The organism is Sphingomonas sp. DC4900 (assembly GCF_049896485.1).
Lineage (GTDB): Bacteria > Pseudomonadota > Alphaproteobacteria > Sphingomonadales > Sphingomonadaceae > Sphingomonas > Sphingomonas aquatilis.
This window is the reverse complement of record NZ_JAFCUK010000002.1, coordinates 76,342-93,597: the sequence shown is the minus strand read 5'-3', so window position 1 is coordinate 93,597 and position 17,256 is coordinate 76,342. Positions and strand designations below refer to the sequence as shown.

Annotated in this window: 16 protein-coding genes; 9 read left to right on the top strand and 7 right to left on the bottom strand. The window is 67.2% G+C overall.

Annotated features, from left to right (window positions below; all coding sequences use genetic code 11):
• Positions 1–35 precede the first annotated feature (35 nt).
• Complete coding sequence (locus tag ACP690_RS02975) at positions 36–1,190, bottom strand: acyl-CoA dehydrogenase family protein (protein ID WP_426260091.1); 1,155 nt, start codon at positions 1,188–1,190, stop codon at positions 36–38.
• A gap of 273 nt (positions 1,191–1,463) precedes the next feature.
• On the opposite strand from ACP690_RS02975, the gene ACP690_RS02970 reads away from it, so the two are divergent.
• The 6 genes from ACP690_RS02970 (at position 1,464) to ACP690_RS02945 (ending at position 8,028) form a co-directional block, all read left to right on the top strand.
• Positions 1,464–2,465: a fumarylacetoacetate hydrolase family protein gene (locus tag ACP690_RS02970; protein WP_426260090.1), complete on the top strand. Its 1,002-nt coding sequence runs from the start codon at positions 1,464–1,466 to the stop codon at positions 2,463–2,465.
• Between the two features lie 310 nt (positions 2,466–2,775).
• Entirely contained in the window at positions 2,776–4,062 is a 1,287-nt protein-coding gene (locus ACP690_RS02965; protein WP_020486371.1) for a 3-methyl-2-oxobutanoate dehydrogenase (2-methylpropanoyl-transferring) subunit alpha, read from the top strand.
• 187 nt (positions 4,063–4,249) lie between these two features.
• A complete protein-coding gene (locus ACP690_RS02960) occupies positions 4,250–5,257 on the top strand; it encodes an alpha-ketoacid dehydrogenase subunit beta (RefSeq protein WP_426260296.1) in 1,008 nt (335 codons plus the stop codon).
• Between the two features lies 1 nt (position 5,258).
• Complete coding sequence (locus tag ACP690_RS02955; protein ID WP_426260089.1) at positions 5,259–6,629, top strand: dihydrolipoamide acetyltransferase family protein; 1,371 nt, start codon at positions 5,259–5,261, stop codon at positions 6,627–6,629.
• On the top strand, positions 6,629–7,060 hold the full coding sequence (locus tag ACP690_RS02950) for a c-type cytochrome (protein ID WP_426260088.1): 432 nt from the start codon (positions 6,629–6,631) through the stop codon (positions 7,058–7,060). The genes ACP690_RS02955 and ACP690_RS02950 overlap by 1 nt, the downstream gene beginning before the upstream one ends.
• A gap of 191 nt (positions 7,061–7,251) precedes the next feature.
• A complete protein-coding gene (locus ACP690_RS02945) occupies positions 7,252–8,028 on the top strand; it encodes an enoyl-CoA hydratase/isomerase family protein (protein ID WP_426260087.1) in 777 nt (258 codons plus the stop codon).
• A 53-nt stretch (positions 8,029–8,081) separates the two neighbouring features.
• Here ACP690_RS02945 and gorA read toward each other — a convergent pair whose 3' ends face one another.
• From gorA to pgi, 4 genes are read right to left on the bottom strand one after another with little or no spacing between them, the layout of a single operon-like run.
• On the bottom strand, positions 8,082–9,428 hold the full coding sequence (gene gorA, locus ACP690_RS02940) for a glutathione-disulfide reductase (RefSeq protein WP_043060606.1): 1,347 nt from the start codon (positions 9,426–9,428) through the stop codon (positions 8,082–8,084).
• 4 nt (positions 9,429–9,432) lie between these two features.
• The gene (gene vapC, locus ACP690_RS02935) at positions 9,433–9,846 is read right to left on the bottom strand and encodes a type II toxin-antitoxin system VapC family toxin (RefSeq protein WP_426260086.1); all 414 of its coding nucleotides are present in this window, start codon (positions 9,844–9,846) and stop codon (positions 9,433–9,435) included.
• Positions 9,837–10,049 (bottom strand): type II toxin-antitoxin system VapB family antitoxin, encoded by a 213-nt coding sequence (locus ACP690_RS02930; RefSeq protein ID WP_017977720.1) that lies wholly within the window; start codon positions 10,047–10,049, stop codon positions 9,837–9,839. Before ACP690_RS02930 ends, vapC begins: the two co-directional genes overlap by 10 nt.
• A 44-nt stretch (positions 10,050–10,093) precedes the next feature.
• The gene (gene pgi, locus ACP690_RS02925) at positions 10,094–11,584 is read right to left on the bottom strand and encodes a glucose-6-phosphate isomerase (RefSeq protein ID WP_426260085.1); all 1,491 of its coding nucleotides are present in this window, start codon (positions 11,582–11,584) and stop codon (positions 10,094–10,096) included.
• A 131-nt stretch (positions 11,585–11,715) separates the two neighbouring features.
• On the opposite strand from pgi, the gene lepB reads away from it, so the two are divergent.
• The 3 genes from lepB to era all read left to right on the top strand — a co-directional run bounded on the left by lepB (position 11,716) and on the right by era (position 14,318).
• Positions 11,716–12,570 (top strand): signal peptidase I, encoded by an 855-nt coding sequence (gene lepB / locus ACP690_RS02920; protein WP_063687820.1) that lies wholly within the window; start codon positions 11,716–11,718, stop codon positions 12,568–12,570.
• Entirely contained in the window at positions 12,567–13,235 is a 669-nt protein-coding gene (gene rnc, locus ACP690_RS02915; RefSeq protein WP_426260295.1) for a ribonuclease III, read from the top strand. The genes lepB and rnc overlap by 4 nt, the downstream gene beginning before the upstream one ends.
• 183 nt (positions 13,236–13,418) lie before the next feature.
• On the top strand, positions 13,419–14,318 hold the full coding sequence (gene era, locus ACP690_RS02910; protein ID WP_017977724.1) for a GTPase Era: 900 nt from the start codon (positions 13,419–13,421) through the stop codon (positions 14,316–14,318).
• A 127-nt stretch (positions 14,319–14,445) separates the two neighbouring features.
• Here era and ACP690_RS02905 read toward each other — a convergent pair whose 3' ends face one another.
• On the bottom strand, positions 14,446–15,168 hold the full coding sequence (locus tag ACP690_RS02905; RefSeq protein ID WP_426260084.1) for an NAD-dependent deacylase: 723 nt from the start codon (positions 15,166–15,168) through the stop codon (positions 14,446–14,448).
• A 75-nt stretch (positions 15,169–15,243) separates the two neighbouring features.
• Complete coding sequence (locus ACP690_RS02900) at positions 15,244–17,085, bottom strand: methyl-accepting chemotaxis protein (protein WP_426260083.1); 1,842 nt, start codon at positions 17,083–17,085, stop codon at positions 15,244–15,246.
• Positions 17,086–17,256 lie beyond the last annotated feature (171 nt).

Genomic DNA, 17,256 nt, shown 5'->3' with positions numbered 1-17,256 from the left:
ATCCCGGCGTTCGCCGGGATGACGAAGGGCGAGGCTTACAACGCCCGCCCGATCACCTCTTTCATGATCTCGTTCGTGCCGCCGTAAATCCGCGTCACGCGCGCCGACCGCCATGCCCGCGCGATCGGATATTCGTTCATATAGCCCGCGCCGCCATGCAGTTGGAGGCAGGCGTCGAGCACCTCCCATTGCAATTCGGTGTGCCACAGCTTGGCGGCCGCGCCTTCCTCGTTGGTCAGCTCGCCCGCCAGATGCCGGCGGATCGCCCAGTCGAGATGCGCCCAGCCGACCTGCAGCTTCGTCTTGATGCCCGCCAGCACGAAGCGCGTGTTCTGGAAGTCGAACACCACGCCGGCGAACGCCTTGCGATCCTTGGTGAAGGCGACGGTATCGTCGAACGCCTTCTGTGCCGACGCCTGCGCGCCGACCGCGATCGACAGCCGTTCCTGCGGCAGCTGGCTCATCAGATAGACGAAGCCCTTGCCCTCTTCGCCCAGACAATTGGTGATCGGCACGCGCACGTCGTCGAAGAACAATTCGGACGTGTCCGCCGCTTCCTGCCCGATCTTGTCGAGCTTACGCCCGCGCCGAAAGCCCTCGCGTTCCGCCTCGACCAGGATGATCGACATGCCGCGCCACGCGGGCTTGGCGTCGGGATCGGTCTTGGCGACGACCAGCACCAGATCGGCGTTCTGGCCGTTGGTGATATAGGTCTTGCTGCCGTTGAGGACGTAGTGGTTGCCGTCGCGCTTCGCCGTGGTGCGGATCGACTGGAGGTCGCTGCCCGTGCCCGGTTCGGTCATCGCGATCGCGGTGATCGTCTCGCCCGACACCATGCGCGGCAGCCAATGGCGCTTCTGCTCCTCCGATCCGTAATGCTCCAGATAGCCGACGACGATGTCCGATTGCAGCGTGAAGCCCGCGGGCACGCCGTTATAGGTCAGCTCCTCGTTGACGATCGCGTTATAGCCGAAATCGAGGCCCAGCCCGCCATATTCCTCCGGCACCGTCGGGCACAGCATCCCGACCGCCCCCGCCGCGCGCCAGAACGCGGGGGGCACCAGCCGGTTCGCCTCCCAGTCCGCCACGTTGGGCACGCCTTCCTTGCGCAGGAACTGGCGTACGCTCTGCCGGAACGCCTCGTGATCCCCGTCATAGGCGCTGCGGCCCGCGACATTGTCCAGCGTCATGATCCTCTCCTTGTCTCTTTGGGTGAGAGGCTGCAGGCGAGAGGCGCCCCCGTCAAGTCAAAATAACAAATGTTACGGACAACCTCGGAAACCCCTGCCGTTCGCCCTGAGCCTGTTGAAGGGCGGGTTTCCCCTAGCGCCGCGCCTGGGGCCACCCGTGCTTCGACAGGCTTAGCACGAACGGATGGAGGAGATCGTAACGCCTGAGACTTTTTCGGTGCATCCCGTCACCGCCGACGATAGCATGGGCGCCCAACCAAAAGAGGATGCCCGATGAAACTCGCCAGTCTGAAGCACAAGCGTGACGGCAGGCTCGTCGTCGTCTCGAACGACCTCGCCTGGTGTGCGGACGCGGGCCATATCGTGCCGACGTTGCAGGCGGCGCTCGACGATTGGGACCGGTATCTGCCCGACCTCCAGAATCTCGCGACCGACCTGGAGCATGCGGTGATCCCGCGCGAACGCTTCCACGAACATGACGCCGCCTCGCCGCTGCCGCGCGCCTATCAGTGGGCGGACGGGTCGGCCTATGTGAACCACGTCGCACTGGTGCGGCAGGCGCGCGGGGCCGAGATGCCGGAGAGCTTCTGGCACGATCCGCTGATGTATCAGGGCGGATCGGACGGCTTCCTTGCCCCCCGCGATCCCATTCCGCTCGGCGACGAGAGCTGGGGGTGCGACATGGAGGCAGAGGTCGTCGTCGTCACCGGCGACGTGCCGCTGGGCGCGAGCCGCGAAGAGGCGCTCGCCGCGATCCGCCTCGTCGGGCTGACCAACGACGTGTCGCTGCGCGGGCTGATCCCCGGCGAGTTGGCGAAGGGCTTCGGCTTCTTCCAGTCCAAGCCGGCCAGCGCCTTCTCGCCTGTGTTCGTGACACCCGATGCGCTGGGCGACTGGTGGCGGGACGGCAAGCTCCACCGCAAGCTCAACGTCGACCTCAACGGTCAGCCCTTCGGCCGGGTCGAGGCGGGCGAGGACATGACCTTCGATTTCGGGACGCTCGTCGCGCATGCCGCCAAGACGCGCGCGCTGGGGGCGGGGACGATCGTCGGATCGGGCACCGTCAGCAACCGCGGTGCCGACGGGGGCCCCGGCAAGACGATCGCCGACGGCGGCGTCGGCTATTGCTGCCTTGCCGAGCTGCGCACCGTCGAAACGATCGCGACCGGCAAGGCGACGACGCCGTTCCTCAAGCCGGGCGACACCGTGCGCATCTGGGCGGAGGACGACAAGCACCATCCGATCTTCGGCGTCATCGAACAGACTGTGGGGTGACATACATTCCTCCCCCGCCAGGGAGCATCGGGTTGCGCATGCCGCGCATGCTCAAGGATCGTCCGGGGGACGATCCGACCCGATGCTGGGACCGCCACGCGCAAGCGTGGGGGTGGAGGGGGAGGACAGGGTGAATCCCGTTTAGCAGGAACACCGCCGTCCTCCCCCTCCGTCACGCCCTGCGGGCGCGCCACCTCCCCCTGGCGGGGGAGGACTGGACCAAAATCTCGCTTGAAATCTAATTACAACGGCGCGAAAGTATCGATCAACGGTGCCGGCGACTCCCGCGGGGCACGGACAGGAGAGAAACGTGGCCGGCGAGCATCCTCGCGCCAATTTGCAGCCGCTGCGGCTGCACGTGCCGGAACCCAAGTTCCGCCCCGGCGATCCCGTCGATTTCGTCGGCGTGGACATTCCCCCGGCCGGTGCCGCACGACGGCCCGATACCGCCGAATCGGCGCACGATTTCACCGACCTCGCCTATACGATGGTCCGCGTCCTCGACGAGGACGGGCGCGCGGTCGGCCCGTGGGACCCCAAGCTGTCGCCCGACATGCTGCGCCGCATGCTGCGCAACATGGCACTGCTGCGCGCGTTCGACGAGCGCATGTTCCGTGCGCAGCGCCAGGGCAAGACCAGCTTCTACATGAAGGCGACCGGCGAAGAGGCGGTGGCGATCGCCGCGGCGCAGGCGCTCGACGCCGACGACATGTGCTTCCCGTCCTATCGACAGCAGGGGCTGCTCATCGCGCGCGGCTATCCGCTGGTCGAGATGATGAACCAGATCTACTCGAACACCGGCGACAAGCTGCAGGGCAAGCAGCTGCCGATCATGTATTCGGCGAAGGATTTCGGCTTCTTCTCGATTTCCGGCAACCTCACCACGCAATATCCGCAGGCCGTCGGCTGGGCGATGGCGTCGGCGGCGAAGGGCGACACGCGTATCGCGGCGACCTGGTGCGGCGAGGGGTCTACCGCGGAGGGCGACTTCCATTCGGCCTGCACCTTCGCGTCCGTCTATCGCGCGCCGGTGATCTTCAACGTCGTCAACAACCAGTGGGCAATTTCGAGCTTTTCGGGCTTCGCGGGTGCCGAATCGACCACCTTCGCGGCGCGTGCGATCGGCTATGGCATCGCCGGCCTGCGCGTCGACGGCAATGACGCGCTCGCGGTCTATGCCGCGACATTGTGGGCGGCGGAGCGCGCGCGCACCAACGCCGGTCCGACCTTGATCGAGCATTTCACCTATCGCGCGGAAGGCCATTCGACCTCCGACGATCCGACGCAATATCGCAGCGCCGGCGAACCGACCGCCTGGCCGCTGGGCGACCCGATCGCGCGGCTGAAGCAGCACCTCATCGTCATCGGCGAATGGGACGAGGAGCGCCACGCCGCGCAGGACCGGGAGCTGGCCGAGTACGTCCGTGCGCAGCAGAAGGACGCCGAGAAGAACGGCATCCTCGGCCACGGTCTGCACCAGCCATTGGACAGCCTGTTCGACGGCGTATTCGAGGAGATGCCGTGGCATCTGCGCGAACAACAGGCGCAGATGATCGCCGAGGAAGAAGCGAGCGGGCGGCCATGGGCGCGCAAGTGATGTATCTCCCTCTCCCAGCGGGAGAGGGAAGGGGCCCGCTGCCGGAGGCAGTGGGACGGGTGAGGGCAGCCTGCCTTTCGACCCTCACCCTTCCGCCGCTTCGCGGCTCCCTCCCTCTCCCGCCGGGAGAGGGATTATGAGTGACGCCATGACCGACACCACGATCGACACGCCTGCCATCACCCGCATGAACATGATCCAGGCGATCAACTCCGCGCTCGACGTCTGCATGGGGCGCGACGCGGACGTGATGGTGATGGGCGAGGACGTCGGCTATTTCGGCGGCGTGTTCCGCGCGACCGCGGGGCTCCAGGCGAAATACGGCAAGACCCGTGTGTTCGACACGCCGATCACCGAGATCGGCATCATGGGCGTCGCGATCGGCATGGGCGCCTATGGCCTGCGCCCCGTCCCCGAAATCCAGTTCGCGGATTACATCTATCCCGCGCTCGACCAGCTGGTCAGCGAGGCGGCGCGGCTGCGCTATCGCTCGGCGGGCGAGTTCACCTCGCCGATCACGATCCGCTCGCCCTATGGCGGCGGTATCTTCGGCGGGCAGACGCACTCGCAGAGCCCGGAGGGTATCTTCACCCACGTCTCGGGCATGAAGACGGTGATTCCGTCGACGCCTTATGACGCCAAGGGCCTGCTGATCGCGGCAATCGAGGACAACGACCCCGTCCTCTTCCTCGAACCCAAGCGCATCTATAACGGCCCGTTCAACGGCCATTGGGATCGGCCGGCGGAAAACTGGTCGAAGCATCCGGGGGGCGAGGTGCCGACCGGCTATTACCGCGTCGACCTGGGCAAGGCGAAGGTGGTGCGGCCGGGCGAGGCGCTGACGATCCTCGCCTATGGCACGATGGTCCACGTCTGTGCGCAGGTGGTCGCCGACGAAGGCATCGATGCCGAGATCATCGACCTGCGCACGCTCGTGCCGCTCGATATCGAGACGATCGAGGCGTCGGTGAAGAAGACCGGCCGCTGCATGATCGTCCACGAAGCGACGCGTACGTCGGGCTTCGGCGCCGAACTGTCCGCGCTGGTGCAGGAACGCTGCTTCTACCATCTCGAAGCCCCGATCGAGCGTGTGACCGGCTTCGACACGCCATACCCGCACAGCCTCGAATGGGCGTATTTCCCGGGCCCGGTCCGCATCGGCCAGGCGCTCAAGAAGATCATGAAGGACGCATAAGATGGGCCGCTTCACCTTCCGCCTGCCCGATATCGGCGAAGGCATCGCCGAGGCCGAGATCGTCGCCTGGCACGTCGCCGTTGGCGATCGCGTCGAGGAAGACCAGAACATCGCCGACATGATGACCGACAAGGCGACCGTCGAGATGGAATCGCCGGTGTCAGGCGTCGTGGTCGAACTGGCGGGCGAGGTCGGCGACCAGGTCGCGATCGGCGCGGCGCTGGTCGTGATCGAAACCGAGGATGCGGGCGCCGAAGATGCGGGGGGTGAGGTCGTCGCCGCGCCCGCGACCGCGGAACAGGCGGAAGTCGCGCAGCAATATGAGGCCGAGAACCCCGGCGTCGAGGCGGTCGAAGCGGTTGCCGTGACGGCGCCGGCGGGATCGGGCGATACGCCATCCCCCGTTCGTGCCGAGCCTGTCGAAGCACAGGCCGCAAGCGCACCCCCAGCGGCGACCAGCCCTGCGACAGGCTCAGGGCAAACGGCGGACAAGGCACCCGTCGCCGCCCACGTCCTCGCCTCGCCCGCGGTGCGCGCTCGTGCCCGCGATCTCGGCATCGATCTCGCCCAGGTGAAGACCGACGCCGATCGCGTCCGCCACGCCGACCTCGACGCCTTCCTCCGCTACAATGCCGGCCAGGGCTATCACGCCCCCGGCGCGTCGCGTGCGCGCGAGGACGAACAGGTCCGCGTCATCGGCATGCGCCGTCGCATCGCCGAGAATATGGCTGCGGCCAAGCGTCACATCCCGCACTTCACCTATGTCGACGAGGTGGACGTGACCGCGCTGGAGGCGATGCGCGCCGATCTCAACGCGCACCGCGGTCCGCGCCCCAAGCTCACCATGCTGCCACTGCTGATCGTCGCGATCTGCCGGACGCTGCCGCAATTCCCGATGCTCAACGCGCGCTATGACGACGAGGCGGGCGTGGTGACGCGCTCGGGCCGCGTCCACCTCGGCATGGCGGCGCAAACCGACGCCGGGCTGACCGTGCCGGTCATCCGCGACGCGCAGGACAAGAACGTCTGGCAGCTCGCTGCCGAGATATCGCGCCTCGCCGAGGCGGCCCGCGCCAACAAGTTGAAGCCGGATGAACTCGGCAACGGCACGATCACCGTCACGTCGCTGGGGCCGCTCGGCGGCATCGCGACGACGCCGGTCATCAACCGGCCGGAGGTCGCGATCATCGGGCCGAACAAGATCGTCGAGCGCCCCGTCTTCACCGGCCGCGGTGACGAAATCCGTCGGGCGAAGCTGATGAACGTGTCGATCAGCTGCGACCATCGCGTCGTCGATGGCTGGGACGCGGCGAGCTATATCCAGGCGCTCAAGACGCAGCTCGAGACGCCGGTCCTGCTGTTCGCCGACTGATGCGCGGGGCCGCCGCCGCCGTCGTGCTGCTGCTCGCCGGCTGCGGCGATGGCGGTGCGGATCGGGCGGCCCGGCTGCGCGCGGCAGGGCCCAACCCGGACGTCACGGCGCTGTTGCGCGTCGCGGATGCCGGGACGGGCGAGCGGTTGTTCAACGCCTGCGCGGCCTGCCACGCGATCCGCAAGGGCGCGCCCGATCGCAACGGCCCCAATCTGTTCGGCGCGATGGGCGCGCCGGTCGCCGGCGTCAGTCCGCGCTTCGGCTACACCGCCGCGCTGCAGCGCATCGGCGGCCGCTGGACGCCAGAGCGGATGGATGCGTGGATCGCCAACCCGCACGCCTTCGCACCCGGCACGTCGATGGGCTATCCCGGCCTCGCCGACCCGCTCGCCCGCGCGGACCTGATCGCCTATCTCAGCGCACAGCGGTGAAGCACGGCGGGCGATAATCCTACGCATCGTCATTGCGAGCGTAGCGCGGCAATCCAGAGCCGGACCAGGACGCCTTGGATTGCTTCGCTACGCTCGCAATGACGAGATCGGGGGGCGTGCAGGACATCTCTCGCAACATCTGGCGAGCCACCTTACTGGCGCCGCAACCCGATCCGCGCCACTGTCGCGCCATGACCCAGCCCCTCGTCCACACCGCCCGCGACGGCCATGTCGCCATTCTCACCTTCGCGCGCCCGCCGCACAATTTCGCCGATCTCGCGCTGATTGAGGCGATCGGCGCCGCCTTTGCCGCGGCGGATGCCGATCCGCAGGTGCGCGCGATCGTGCTGCAATCGGATGGCCGCATCTTTTGCGCCGGTGCCGACCTTGCCCGCGACAATCCCGTCGAAAAGGACCAGCCCGCGGGCACGCGCAACCCCTTCTACGTCGCCGCCGCGCGGCTCTACGCGGTGAAGACGCCGGTCGTTGCCGCAATCCAGGGCGCGGCGGTGGGAGCAGGCCTCGGCCTCGCGCTCGTCGCCGATTTCCGCGTCGCGGCGGCGGAGGCGCGCTTCGTCGCCAATTTTGTCGCGCTGGGATTTCACCCGGGCTTCGGCATCTCGGCGGTGCTGGAGCGGGTGATCGGCCGCCAGCGCGCACTGCTGATGAATCTCACCGCGCGTCGCATCAAGGCGGAGCAGGCGGCGGACTGGGGTCTCGTCGATCTGCTGGTGCCCGCCGACCGCCTGCGCGCCGAGGCGCTGGCATTGGCGCAGGAGATTGCGGCGGGAGCGCCGCTCGCGGTGCAGTCGACTCGGGCAACCATGCGCGGCGAACTGTTTGCGCTGGTCGAGGCGCAGACCGACCACGAACTCGCCGAACAGGCCTGGTTGCAGAAGACCGCCGACTTTGCCGAGGGCGTGCGCGCGGTCAACGAACGCCGTCCTGGACGGTTCGTAGGCGCCTAACGCCGTCCCATACACGCCGTCACCCCGGAACGAGTCCGGGGTGACGGGGGCGCTTACTTCATCAGCACCAACTCTTCCGCCATCGTCGGATGCAGCGCGACCGTGTCGTCGAACTGCGCCTTGGTCAGCCCCGCCTTCACCGCGATCGCCGCGGCCTGCAGGATCTCCGGCACGTCCGGCCCGATCATGTGCAGCCCGACGATCTTCCCCGACACGCCATCGCACACCATCTTGTACAGCGCGCGCTCGTTGCGCCCGGCCAGCACGTTCTTCATCGGCCGGAAATCGGACGAATAGACCGCGACCGACCCCAGCTTCTGCTTCGCCTCGCTTTCGGTCATGCCGACGCCCGCCATCGGCGGATGGCTGAACACGGCCGACGGGATGTTGGCGTAATCGACCGTGGTGGGCTTGTTGCCGAAGAAGGTGTCGGCGAACGCCTGGCCCTCGCGGATCGCCACGGGCGTCAGCTGGATGCGGTTGGTGACGTCGCCGATCGCGAAGATGCTATCGACGCTCGACCGGTTCTGCTCATCGACGACGACCGCGCCCTTCTCCAGCGCGACGCCAGCCTCTTCGAGCCCGAGACCTTCGGTGTTGGGCACGCGACCGGTCGCGAACATCACCATGTCGACGGTCACGGGCTCGTGGTTTGACATATGGACGGTCAGGCAGCCATCCTCACCCTTGTCGAGGCGTTCGAAATTGGCGTCGAACTTGAACTCCAGCCCTTTCATCATGCTGATCTGGAGCAGGCGATCGCGGATCGACAAGTCGTAACCGCGCAGGATGTCCTGCGTGCGGTTCATGATGATCACGTGTGCGCCGAACTGGTGGAAGATGCCGGCGAATTCATTGGCGATATAGCCCGCGCCGGCGATCAGGATGCGCTTCGGAATGGCGTCGAGGTGGAACGCCTCGTTGCTGGTGATGCCGTGTTCGGCGCCGGGGCAGGCGGGGACGGCCGGATGCGCGCCGACCGCGATCAGGATGCGTTCCGCGGTCTTCTCGGTGCCGTCGGCCAGCCGCACGCTGTGCGGGCCGCTGACGGTGGCGCGCTGGTGGATGATCTCGACGCCATGCGTCTCCAGCGTCTGCGTATAGGCGCCGTTGATCCGGTCGACCTCCTCCAGCACATTGTCGCGCAGCGTCTTCCAATCGAAGTCGCACTGGTCGGGCACCTGCCAGCCGAAGCGCTTGGCGTCCTTCAGATCCTCGGCAAAGTGCGCGCCATAGACGAGCAATTTCTTGGGCACGCAGCCGCGGATCACGCAGGTGCCGCCGACGCGATACTCTTCGGCCACCGCCACGCGCGCACCATGCGCCGCTGCGACGCGGCTCGCGCGCGTGCCACCGGACCCCGCGCCGATGACGAAGAGGTCGTAGTCATATTGGGGCATGGTATTACTCCGGGGTGGCGAGCGCCGGGCGAAGGCCCAGATGCTGCACGAAAGGGTCGAAATCGCGATCACTGTATAACAAGGGAAGGCGATCGAGGATGCACCGCGTCGCAATCAGCGTGTCGATCGTCTTGCGGATGGTGATGCCGAGGCTGCGCAGGTGCCGGTAATTGCGGGCGGCCTGCACGGCGATGCGGTGGTCGGCGATCTGGACTTTGTTAAACTTGGCGAAGAAGCGGATTGCATCATCGGCGCTTCGTTCGCTGCGGGCGCCCTGCAATACCTCCATCAACACTAGGTCGCCGATGGCGAGTGGGTCGCCACGATCAAGGCACTGCGTCAGCGCGCGGGTCTGTACAGTTGAGCGGTTGGCCAACAGGTCGATCCATACGCTCGAGTCGACGAGCGTCAGCCCCATTCGCGCACCGGGTCGTCGGTCCGCATGGCGTCGAGATCACCGTCCCAGCCCAAGCCACGTAAACCTTCGAGCGCTTCACGCTGCCGCTCGATGTTAACGTAGCGGTTCAGCACGAACTGCACGACGTCACGCTTGGTCTTCAAGCCGCTGCGCTGGATGGCCTCCGCCATCAAAGCATCGTCAATCTCGATATTCGTCCGCATGTGTATGGCTCCGCAGAGCCATACACATAGCGTTCACGCCCAGCTCAATCCAGACCGGCGCGGCGGATCAGGTCTTCGGTCGAGGGGTCGAACTCCTGCCCGCCCTGATCGGCGGCCTTGGCCATTTCCTTGCCCAGCTCGACGCCGAACTGGTCGAAGCTGTTGATGCCGAGCAGCACGCCGTTCACGAACACGCGGTGTTCGTAGAAGGCGATCAGCGCGCCCAGCGTGCGCGGGTCGAGCACGTCGAGCAGGATCGTCGAGGACGGGCGGCCGCCGCTGTACGAGCGCGCGGGATCGTCGACCTGCTTGCCCTTCATCAGCGCGGCGCCCTGCGCAAAGGCATTGAGCAGCAACTGGCGATGGTGATCCTCCGCCAGCGTATCGCCCGGCTCGATCACCGCGATGAACTCGACGGGGACGAGGTGCGTGCCCTGGTGGAGCAGCTGGAACACCGCATGCTGCGCATCGGTGCCGACGCCGCCCCAGGTGATCGCCGCGGTCGGCCGCCCGACCGGCTGGCCGTCCACCGTCACGCCCTTGCCGTTCGATTCCATCTCCAGCTGCTGGAGATAGCTCGGCAGCAGCCGCAGCCGCTCGTCATAGGCGAAGGGTGCGCGCGTTTCGGCGTGGCGGACCTGCGTGTAGTAGAGGTCGGCGAAGGCGGCGAGCGCGGGGGCATTCTCGTGCAGCGCGGTCAGGCGGAAATGGCGGTCCATCTCGGCCGCGCCTTCCAGCAGTTCCTCGAACGCGCCCCAGCCCAGTGCCACCGCCGCCGGGAAGCCGATCGACGACCAGAGCGAATAGCGGCCGCCGACGCCTTCGCTGAACGGCAGGATGCGGGTTTCATCGATGCCCCATTCCATCGCCTTGTCGGGCGCGGCGGTCAGCGCGATCACCTTGCCGTACGGGTCTTCGACACCATGCTCGCGGAACCACTGCATCGCCGATTCGGCGTTGAGCATGGTTTCCTTGGTGGTGAAGGTCTTGGACGCGATGACGAGCAGCGTCGCCGATGGATCGAAATCCTTGATCGCCTCTTCCAGCGCCACGCCATCGACGTTGGAGACGATCGCGACGTCATAGCGCTTGTCCTCGCGGCCCAGCGCATCGACCAGCAGGTCCGGCCCCAGCGCCGATCCGCCGATGCCGATGTGGAGGACGTGACGGATGTCGCCCAGCGCGCCCGCCTCGATCGCGTCGATCAGCGCGCGCATCCGCTCGTGGAAGCGGCGAGCGCGGGCGACGCTGTCCGGATTACCCTCGCCGCGTTCGGCGGTGTGCTCGACCGGGCGATCCTCGGTGACATTGACGTGTTGGCCGCCGAACATCGCGTCGCGCTTGCCGGCAAGGTCCTTGGCCTTGGCCAGCGCTTCGAACGCCGCGACCGCGTCGCGCGTCAGATGCGTCTTCGACCAGTCGAAATGGATGCCGGAGACGTCCAGGCTGAACGTCTTCAGCCGCTCGCCGTCTTCGGCGAACAGGTCCATCAGCTTGGGGGAGGGCAGGGCTTCGATCGCAGACCAGTCGCTCATATGTCCGTCCTTCATGGGGAGGGGAAAGTCGTGACCGTCCCGTATCGATCCTGCGCCGGGCGACAAGCCCGTTTCCACCGACACCGGAACGACTGGTGAGGACGCACGGGGGCGGCTAAAGCTCCGCTCCTATGGCCGATACTCCTGCCCCCGCGACGCCCAAGCCGGTACAGCCCCGCTCGGAAACCAGCGAGACGATCCGCTTCCTCGTGAAGCTGGCGGTCGCCGTGTTCATCCTGCGCAGCTTCATCTTCGCGCCCTTCTCGATTCCCAGCGAATCGATGCTGCCGCGGTTGCTGATCGGCGACTATCTGTTCGTCACGAAATGGAATTACGGCTATTCGCGCTGGTCGCTGCCCTATGGCTTTCCGCCGATCCCGGGCCGCCTGCTTGGCCGCAATCCGGCGCGTGGCGACGTTGTCGTGTTCCGCTCGCCCGATCCCGCGCCCGGCGATACCGATCCCGAACACGCCGACCATGACGTCATCAAGCGCGTCATCGGCCTGCCCGGCGACACGATCCAGATGCGCCGCGGCCAGGTGATCCTGAACGGCGTGCCCGTCCCCAAGCAGCGCGTCGCCGACTTCGTCCTGCCGCTGACCGCCAATTTCAACGAGCAGAAGTGCGGCGCGACCTTCGTCGACGTCGACGCAAAGGGGCAGCCGATCTGCCGCTACCCCCAGTTCCGCGAGACCCTGCCCAACGGCAAGAGCTATATGGTGCTCGACCAGGCGGACATTCCGCAGGCGGACGACACCGGCCTCTACACCGTGCCCGCGGGCAGCGTCTTCCTGATGGGCGACAATCGCGACGACAGCGCCGACAGCCGTTTCCCCGCGCCGATCGGCATGGGCTATATCCCGATGGAGCGGATCGAGGGCAAGGCGGTCGTCACCTTCTTCTCGACCAACGGCAACTATCGCTGGTTCAATCCGATCAGCTGGTTCACCGCCGCCCGCTGGAACCGCATCGGAGAAGGCTTCTGACCCCGGATCTCGCCAGCTGGATCGCGCAGACCTTCGGCCGGGCACCCGCCGACCTCGCCCCGTTCGCGCGCGCGCTGACGCATGGCAGCCAGGCGGCGGAGAATTACGAGCGGCTCGAATTTCTCGGCGACCGCGTGCTCGGCCTCATCATGGCGGAATGGCTGTGGGAGCTGTTCCCCAGGGAAACCGAGGGCAGCCTGTCGAAGCGCCTGAACGCGCTGGTGACCGGCGCGGTCTGCGCCGACGTCGCCCGGTCGATCGGCGTGCGCGCGCATCTGAAGCTCGGCAAACAGGCGCGCGATGACGGGGCGTATGAGAGCGACAATATCCTGGGCGACGTGATGGAGGCGCTGATCGGCGCCTGGTATCGCGAAGCCGGCCTTGATGCGGCGCGCACCTTCGTCCGCAGCGCCTGGGGCGACCGCGTCCGCCGCAGCGACAAGGCACCGCAGCACCCCAAGTCGGCGTTGCAGGAATGGGCCGCCGCGCATGGCCGCCGCACGCCTGAATATGTCGTCGTCGACCGATCCGGCCCGCATCATGCGCCACGGTTCACCGTGCAGGCGAAGATCGGGACGTTCGCGGAAGCCACGGCGACGGGGGCGAACAAGCAGATCGCCGAAACCGCGGCAGCGAAGGCCCTGCTAGCGAAGGTGGCGTCGTAAATTCCTCCCTCGGCGCAGCCGGGGGAGGGGGGCCGTTCGCGCCAGCGAATGGTGGAGGGGGCGGTTCCACAAACGACCTCTGTGCCGTATCCCCCCCTCCGTCGGCGCAGCAGCGCCGCCACCTCCCCCTGGCGGGGGAGGAGTGACTTGCCCAACGCCCGCCACCCAACCAAAAGAAGCCCCATGACCCAGACCCAACATTGCGGCCTCGTCGCCGTCGTCGGCGCGCCCAACGCGGGCAAGTCCACGCTCGTCAACGCGCTCGTCGGCCAGAAGGTCGCCATCGTCAGCCCCAAGGCGCAAACGACGCGCACCAAGCTGCTCGGCGTTGCGATCCAGGACGCGGCGCAGATTTTGCTGGTCGACACGCCCGGCATCTTCGAACCGCAGCGGCGCCTCGACCGCGCGATGGTGTCGGCCGCGTGGAGCGGCACCGAGGGCGCGGACATGATCGCGCTCGTGGTGGACGGCAAGGGCGGCATCGGCCCCAAGGTCGAACGCATCGCCGAGGCGCTGAAGGACCGGCCCGAGCCCAAGATCCTGATCCTCAACAAGGTCGACGTCGCGGACAAGCCCAAGCTGCTGCTCCACGCCGAAAAGCTCAACGCGTTGATGCACTTCGCCGACACATGGTTCGTCTCGGCGCAGACCGGCGACGGCCTTGCCGAGCTCAAGTCCGCACTCGCCGCCGCGATGCCGGAGGGGCCGTGGCACTATCCGGAGGATCAGGTCTCCGACGCCACCGAACGCGCACTCGCCAGCGAGGTGACGCGCGAACAGCTCTACCTCCAGCTCCACGCCGAACTGCCCTATGCCAGCACGGTCGAGACGGAAAAGTATAGCGAGCGCGAGGACGGATCGGTCGAAATCCATCAGCAGATCCTCGTCGAACGCCCGACGCAGCGCGCGATCGTGCTCGGCAAGGGTGGCGTGCGCATCCGCGACATCGGCGCGCGCGCGCGTACCGAGCTCGCCGGCATCCTGGGCGTGCCGGTCCACCTCTACCTGCATGTGAAGGTCAAGCCCGGCTGGGACGAAGACCGCGAGATCTACCGCGACATCGGTCTCGACTGGGTGGAGTAAAGGCCTCTCTTCGGCGCTGCCCGGAACGCGCCCGCAACTTGGGCGGGCGGCGTCCTATCCTCCCCCTCCGTCACCACTGCGCGGTGCCACCTCCCCCTGGCGGGGGAGGAATGAGGCGCGCGCGGGGCTATCCCTCAGCCGGGCTGCCAGCCTCCGCCAGCAGCGCATCCACCCACGCCGGCACCAATTCCCCTGCCGGCCCCAGCCGCGTCTCGGCAAAGAAGCCGCTGCCCGCCGATCGCTCCAGGTTCAGCTCCAGCGTGTCGGCGCCATAGGCCTCCGCCATCTGCACGAAGCCGGCGGCGGGATAGACCGCGCCCGACGTGCCGATCGATACGAACAGGTCGCACGCCGCCAGCGCCGCCTCGATCCGGTCCATGTGATAGGGCATCTCACCGAAGAACACGATGTCGGGCCGCAACGCCGGCTCGCCGCAATTGGGGCATTCGGTGTCGGGCGGCAGCGCGCCGTCCCAATCCTCGCGGATGCCGCAGACCGCGCACAGCGCCGATCGGAGCTCGCCGTGCATGTGCAGCAACCGCGTCGCACCGGCACGCTCGTGCAGATCGTCGACATTCTGCGTCACGATCAGCAACTCGCCCGTCCACGCGCGATCCAGTCGCGCCAGCGCCGTGTGCGCGGCATTGGGCGCGACCTCCGCCAGCGCCGCCCGCCGCAGGTCGTAGAAGCGATGCACCAGCGCCGGGTCCGCCGCCAGCGCCTCTGGCGTGCAGACGTCTTCGACGCGGTGTCCCTCCCACAGCCCACCCGGCCCGCGGAAGGTGGCGATGCCGGATTCGGCGGAAATGCCGGCGCCGGTCAGGACGACGATATTGCGGATAGCGGTCATGGCCCGCGAAGATAGGACCGGAACCGGGTGGCGGGAAGGTGGTGGCCGGCGGTCGGCGCACCACCTTCCTCGCGGTCAGAATTCCGACCAGTCGTCGTTGCTCACCGCCAGCGCGGTATTGCCGACCGCGCGCGGCGGCGCGGGGCGGGCGGTACGCTGCGCGGCCGGGGCGGGGCGGTGACGCAGGACGGCGACGGGTACGGCGGCGCCCACCGGGGCCTCGCCCACCCGGAACCGAGCGATCTGGCGGCTCATCTCCTCGACTTCGGATGCCAGGCTGCGTGCGGCGGCGGTCGCCTCCTCCACCATCGCGGCATTCTGCTGGGTGACGCCGTCCATCTCGGACACGGCGGTGTTGATCTGTTGCAGGCCGGTCGCCTGCTGCTCGGCCGACGCCGCGATCGCGGAGACGAGGCCGTTGATCTCGCCGATCTTGCCGATGATGCGGCCGAGCGCGTCGCCCGTCTCGCCGACCAGCTGGACGCCCGCCGTCACCTGAACCGAGGACGCGGTGATCCGCGCCTTCACATCCTTCGCCGCTTCGGCAGAGCGCTGCGCCAGCGCACGCACTTCGGATGCGACCACGGCGAAGCCCTTGCCGGCATCGCCGGCGCGCGCGGCCTCGACGCCGGCATTCAGCGCCAGCAGGTTGGTCTGGAAGGCGATGCCGTCGATCACGCTGATGATCTCGGAGATTTCGTGCGAGGTGCGTTCGATGCCGCCCATCGCATCGACCGCGCGCTGCACGACCTCGCCCGAACGCTCGGCTTCGACGCGAGCGTCGCGCATCGCGGCGTCGGCGCGACCGGCACGCTCCGCCGTCGACCGGACGGTCGCGGTGATCTCGTCCATCGCGGCCGCGGTTTCTTCCAGCGATGCCGCCTGTTGCTCGGTCCGCTGCGACAGATCGTCGGAAGCCTGACGAATGTCGTTGGCGCCGCTGTTGATGCCGCTCGCCGATTCCGTGACCTGCGACAGGGCGCTGCGCAGCGCTGCGGCCGCGTCGTTGAAGTCGGACTGCAGCTTGGCATAGGCGGGCGGGAAGCTGCCGTTCAGCTGGCAGGTGAGATCGCCGTCGGCCAGGGCGGCAAGCCCGGTCGCCAGCGCGTCGGTCGCCTGCGCGGCGGCAGCGGCCTTGTCCTGCTCGGCCCTGACGACGGAGTCGCGGAAGATGTCGACCGCCCGCGCGATGTCGCCGATCTCGTCCTGCTGATCCAGATGCGGCACGGTGGCCGTGCCATTCTGCGCGGCCAGCCCGCGGATCGTTCCGGACAGGCGTTTGACCGGCGTGACGACCTTCGACGCGATGATGAACAGCGACACGGCAAGCACCGCGATTCCGGCCAGCACCAGTGCGATCATGATCGTGCGGTTCGTCTGCGCGGTGATGCTGGCGTTGGTGCCGGTTTGCTCCGCGATCTTCAGTTGCAGGTCGACGAGCTTGCCGATCGAGTCGGACACCGGATCGATGGCTCGATACAGAGAGGTGACGACGAAATGGTCGAGCGCGGCGCGATCGCCGCTATCCAAAATCGTCTGGAGTTCGGCGACGCGCTCGTCCGCAATGCGCATGCGCGCCTCCGCCTCGTCGGCCAGCGCGGCTTCGTCGCCGGTGATGCGGGTGGCGCGATAGGCCTTCCAATGCTCGTGCAAGGTGCGCAATCCGGCGCGCACTTTTGCCGACGATTGGGCGAAGCTGAGATTGCCGTTGCGCGCCTTGTGCGACGCATCGACGATATCGACGGCATATTTGTCTGCGACCATCTTCAGATCGCGCATCGGCACGACCCGATCCTTCAGGATCGAATCGAGCGCCGTCTTACTGTTGTGCATGCTCCACAGCGACACGCCTGCGAGCAGCACGATCGCCACGGCGAGGGATGCGAGGCAAGAAAAGAGCTTGTTGCGGATAGTCATGCGATCCTCCTGAGAGGACCCGATAAGCAACATGGGTTAATAAAAAGGTTCACTATGGCCATAAACCAAATGTGGGAAAGTGGCCTGCGGAACCTCCTTAAAGCAGTGGCTTATTGAAGTAGGGCGCCGCGCGGACGTATCTGTCCACCTGAAAAGACTGGAAAATATCGG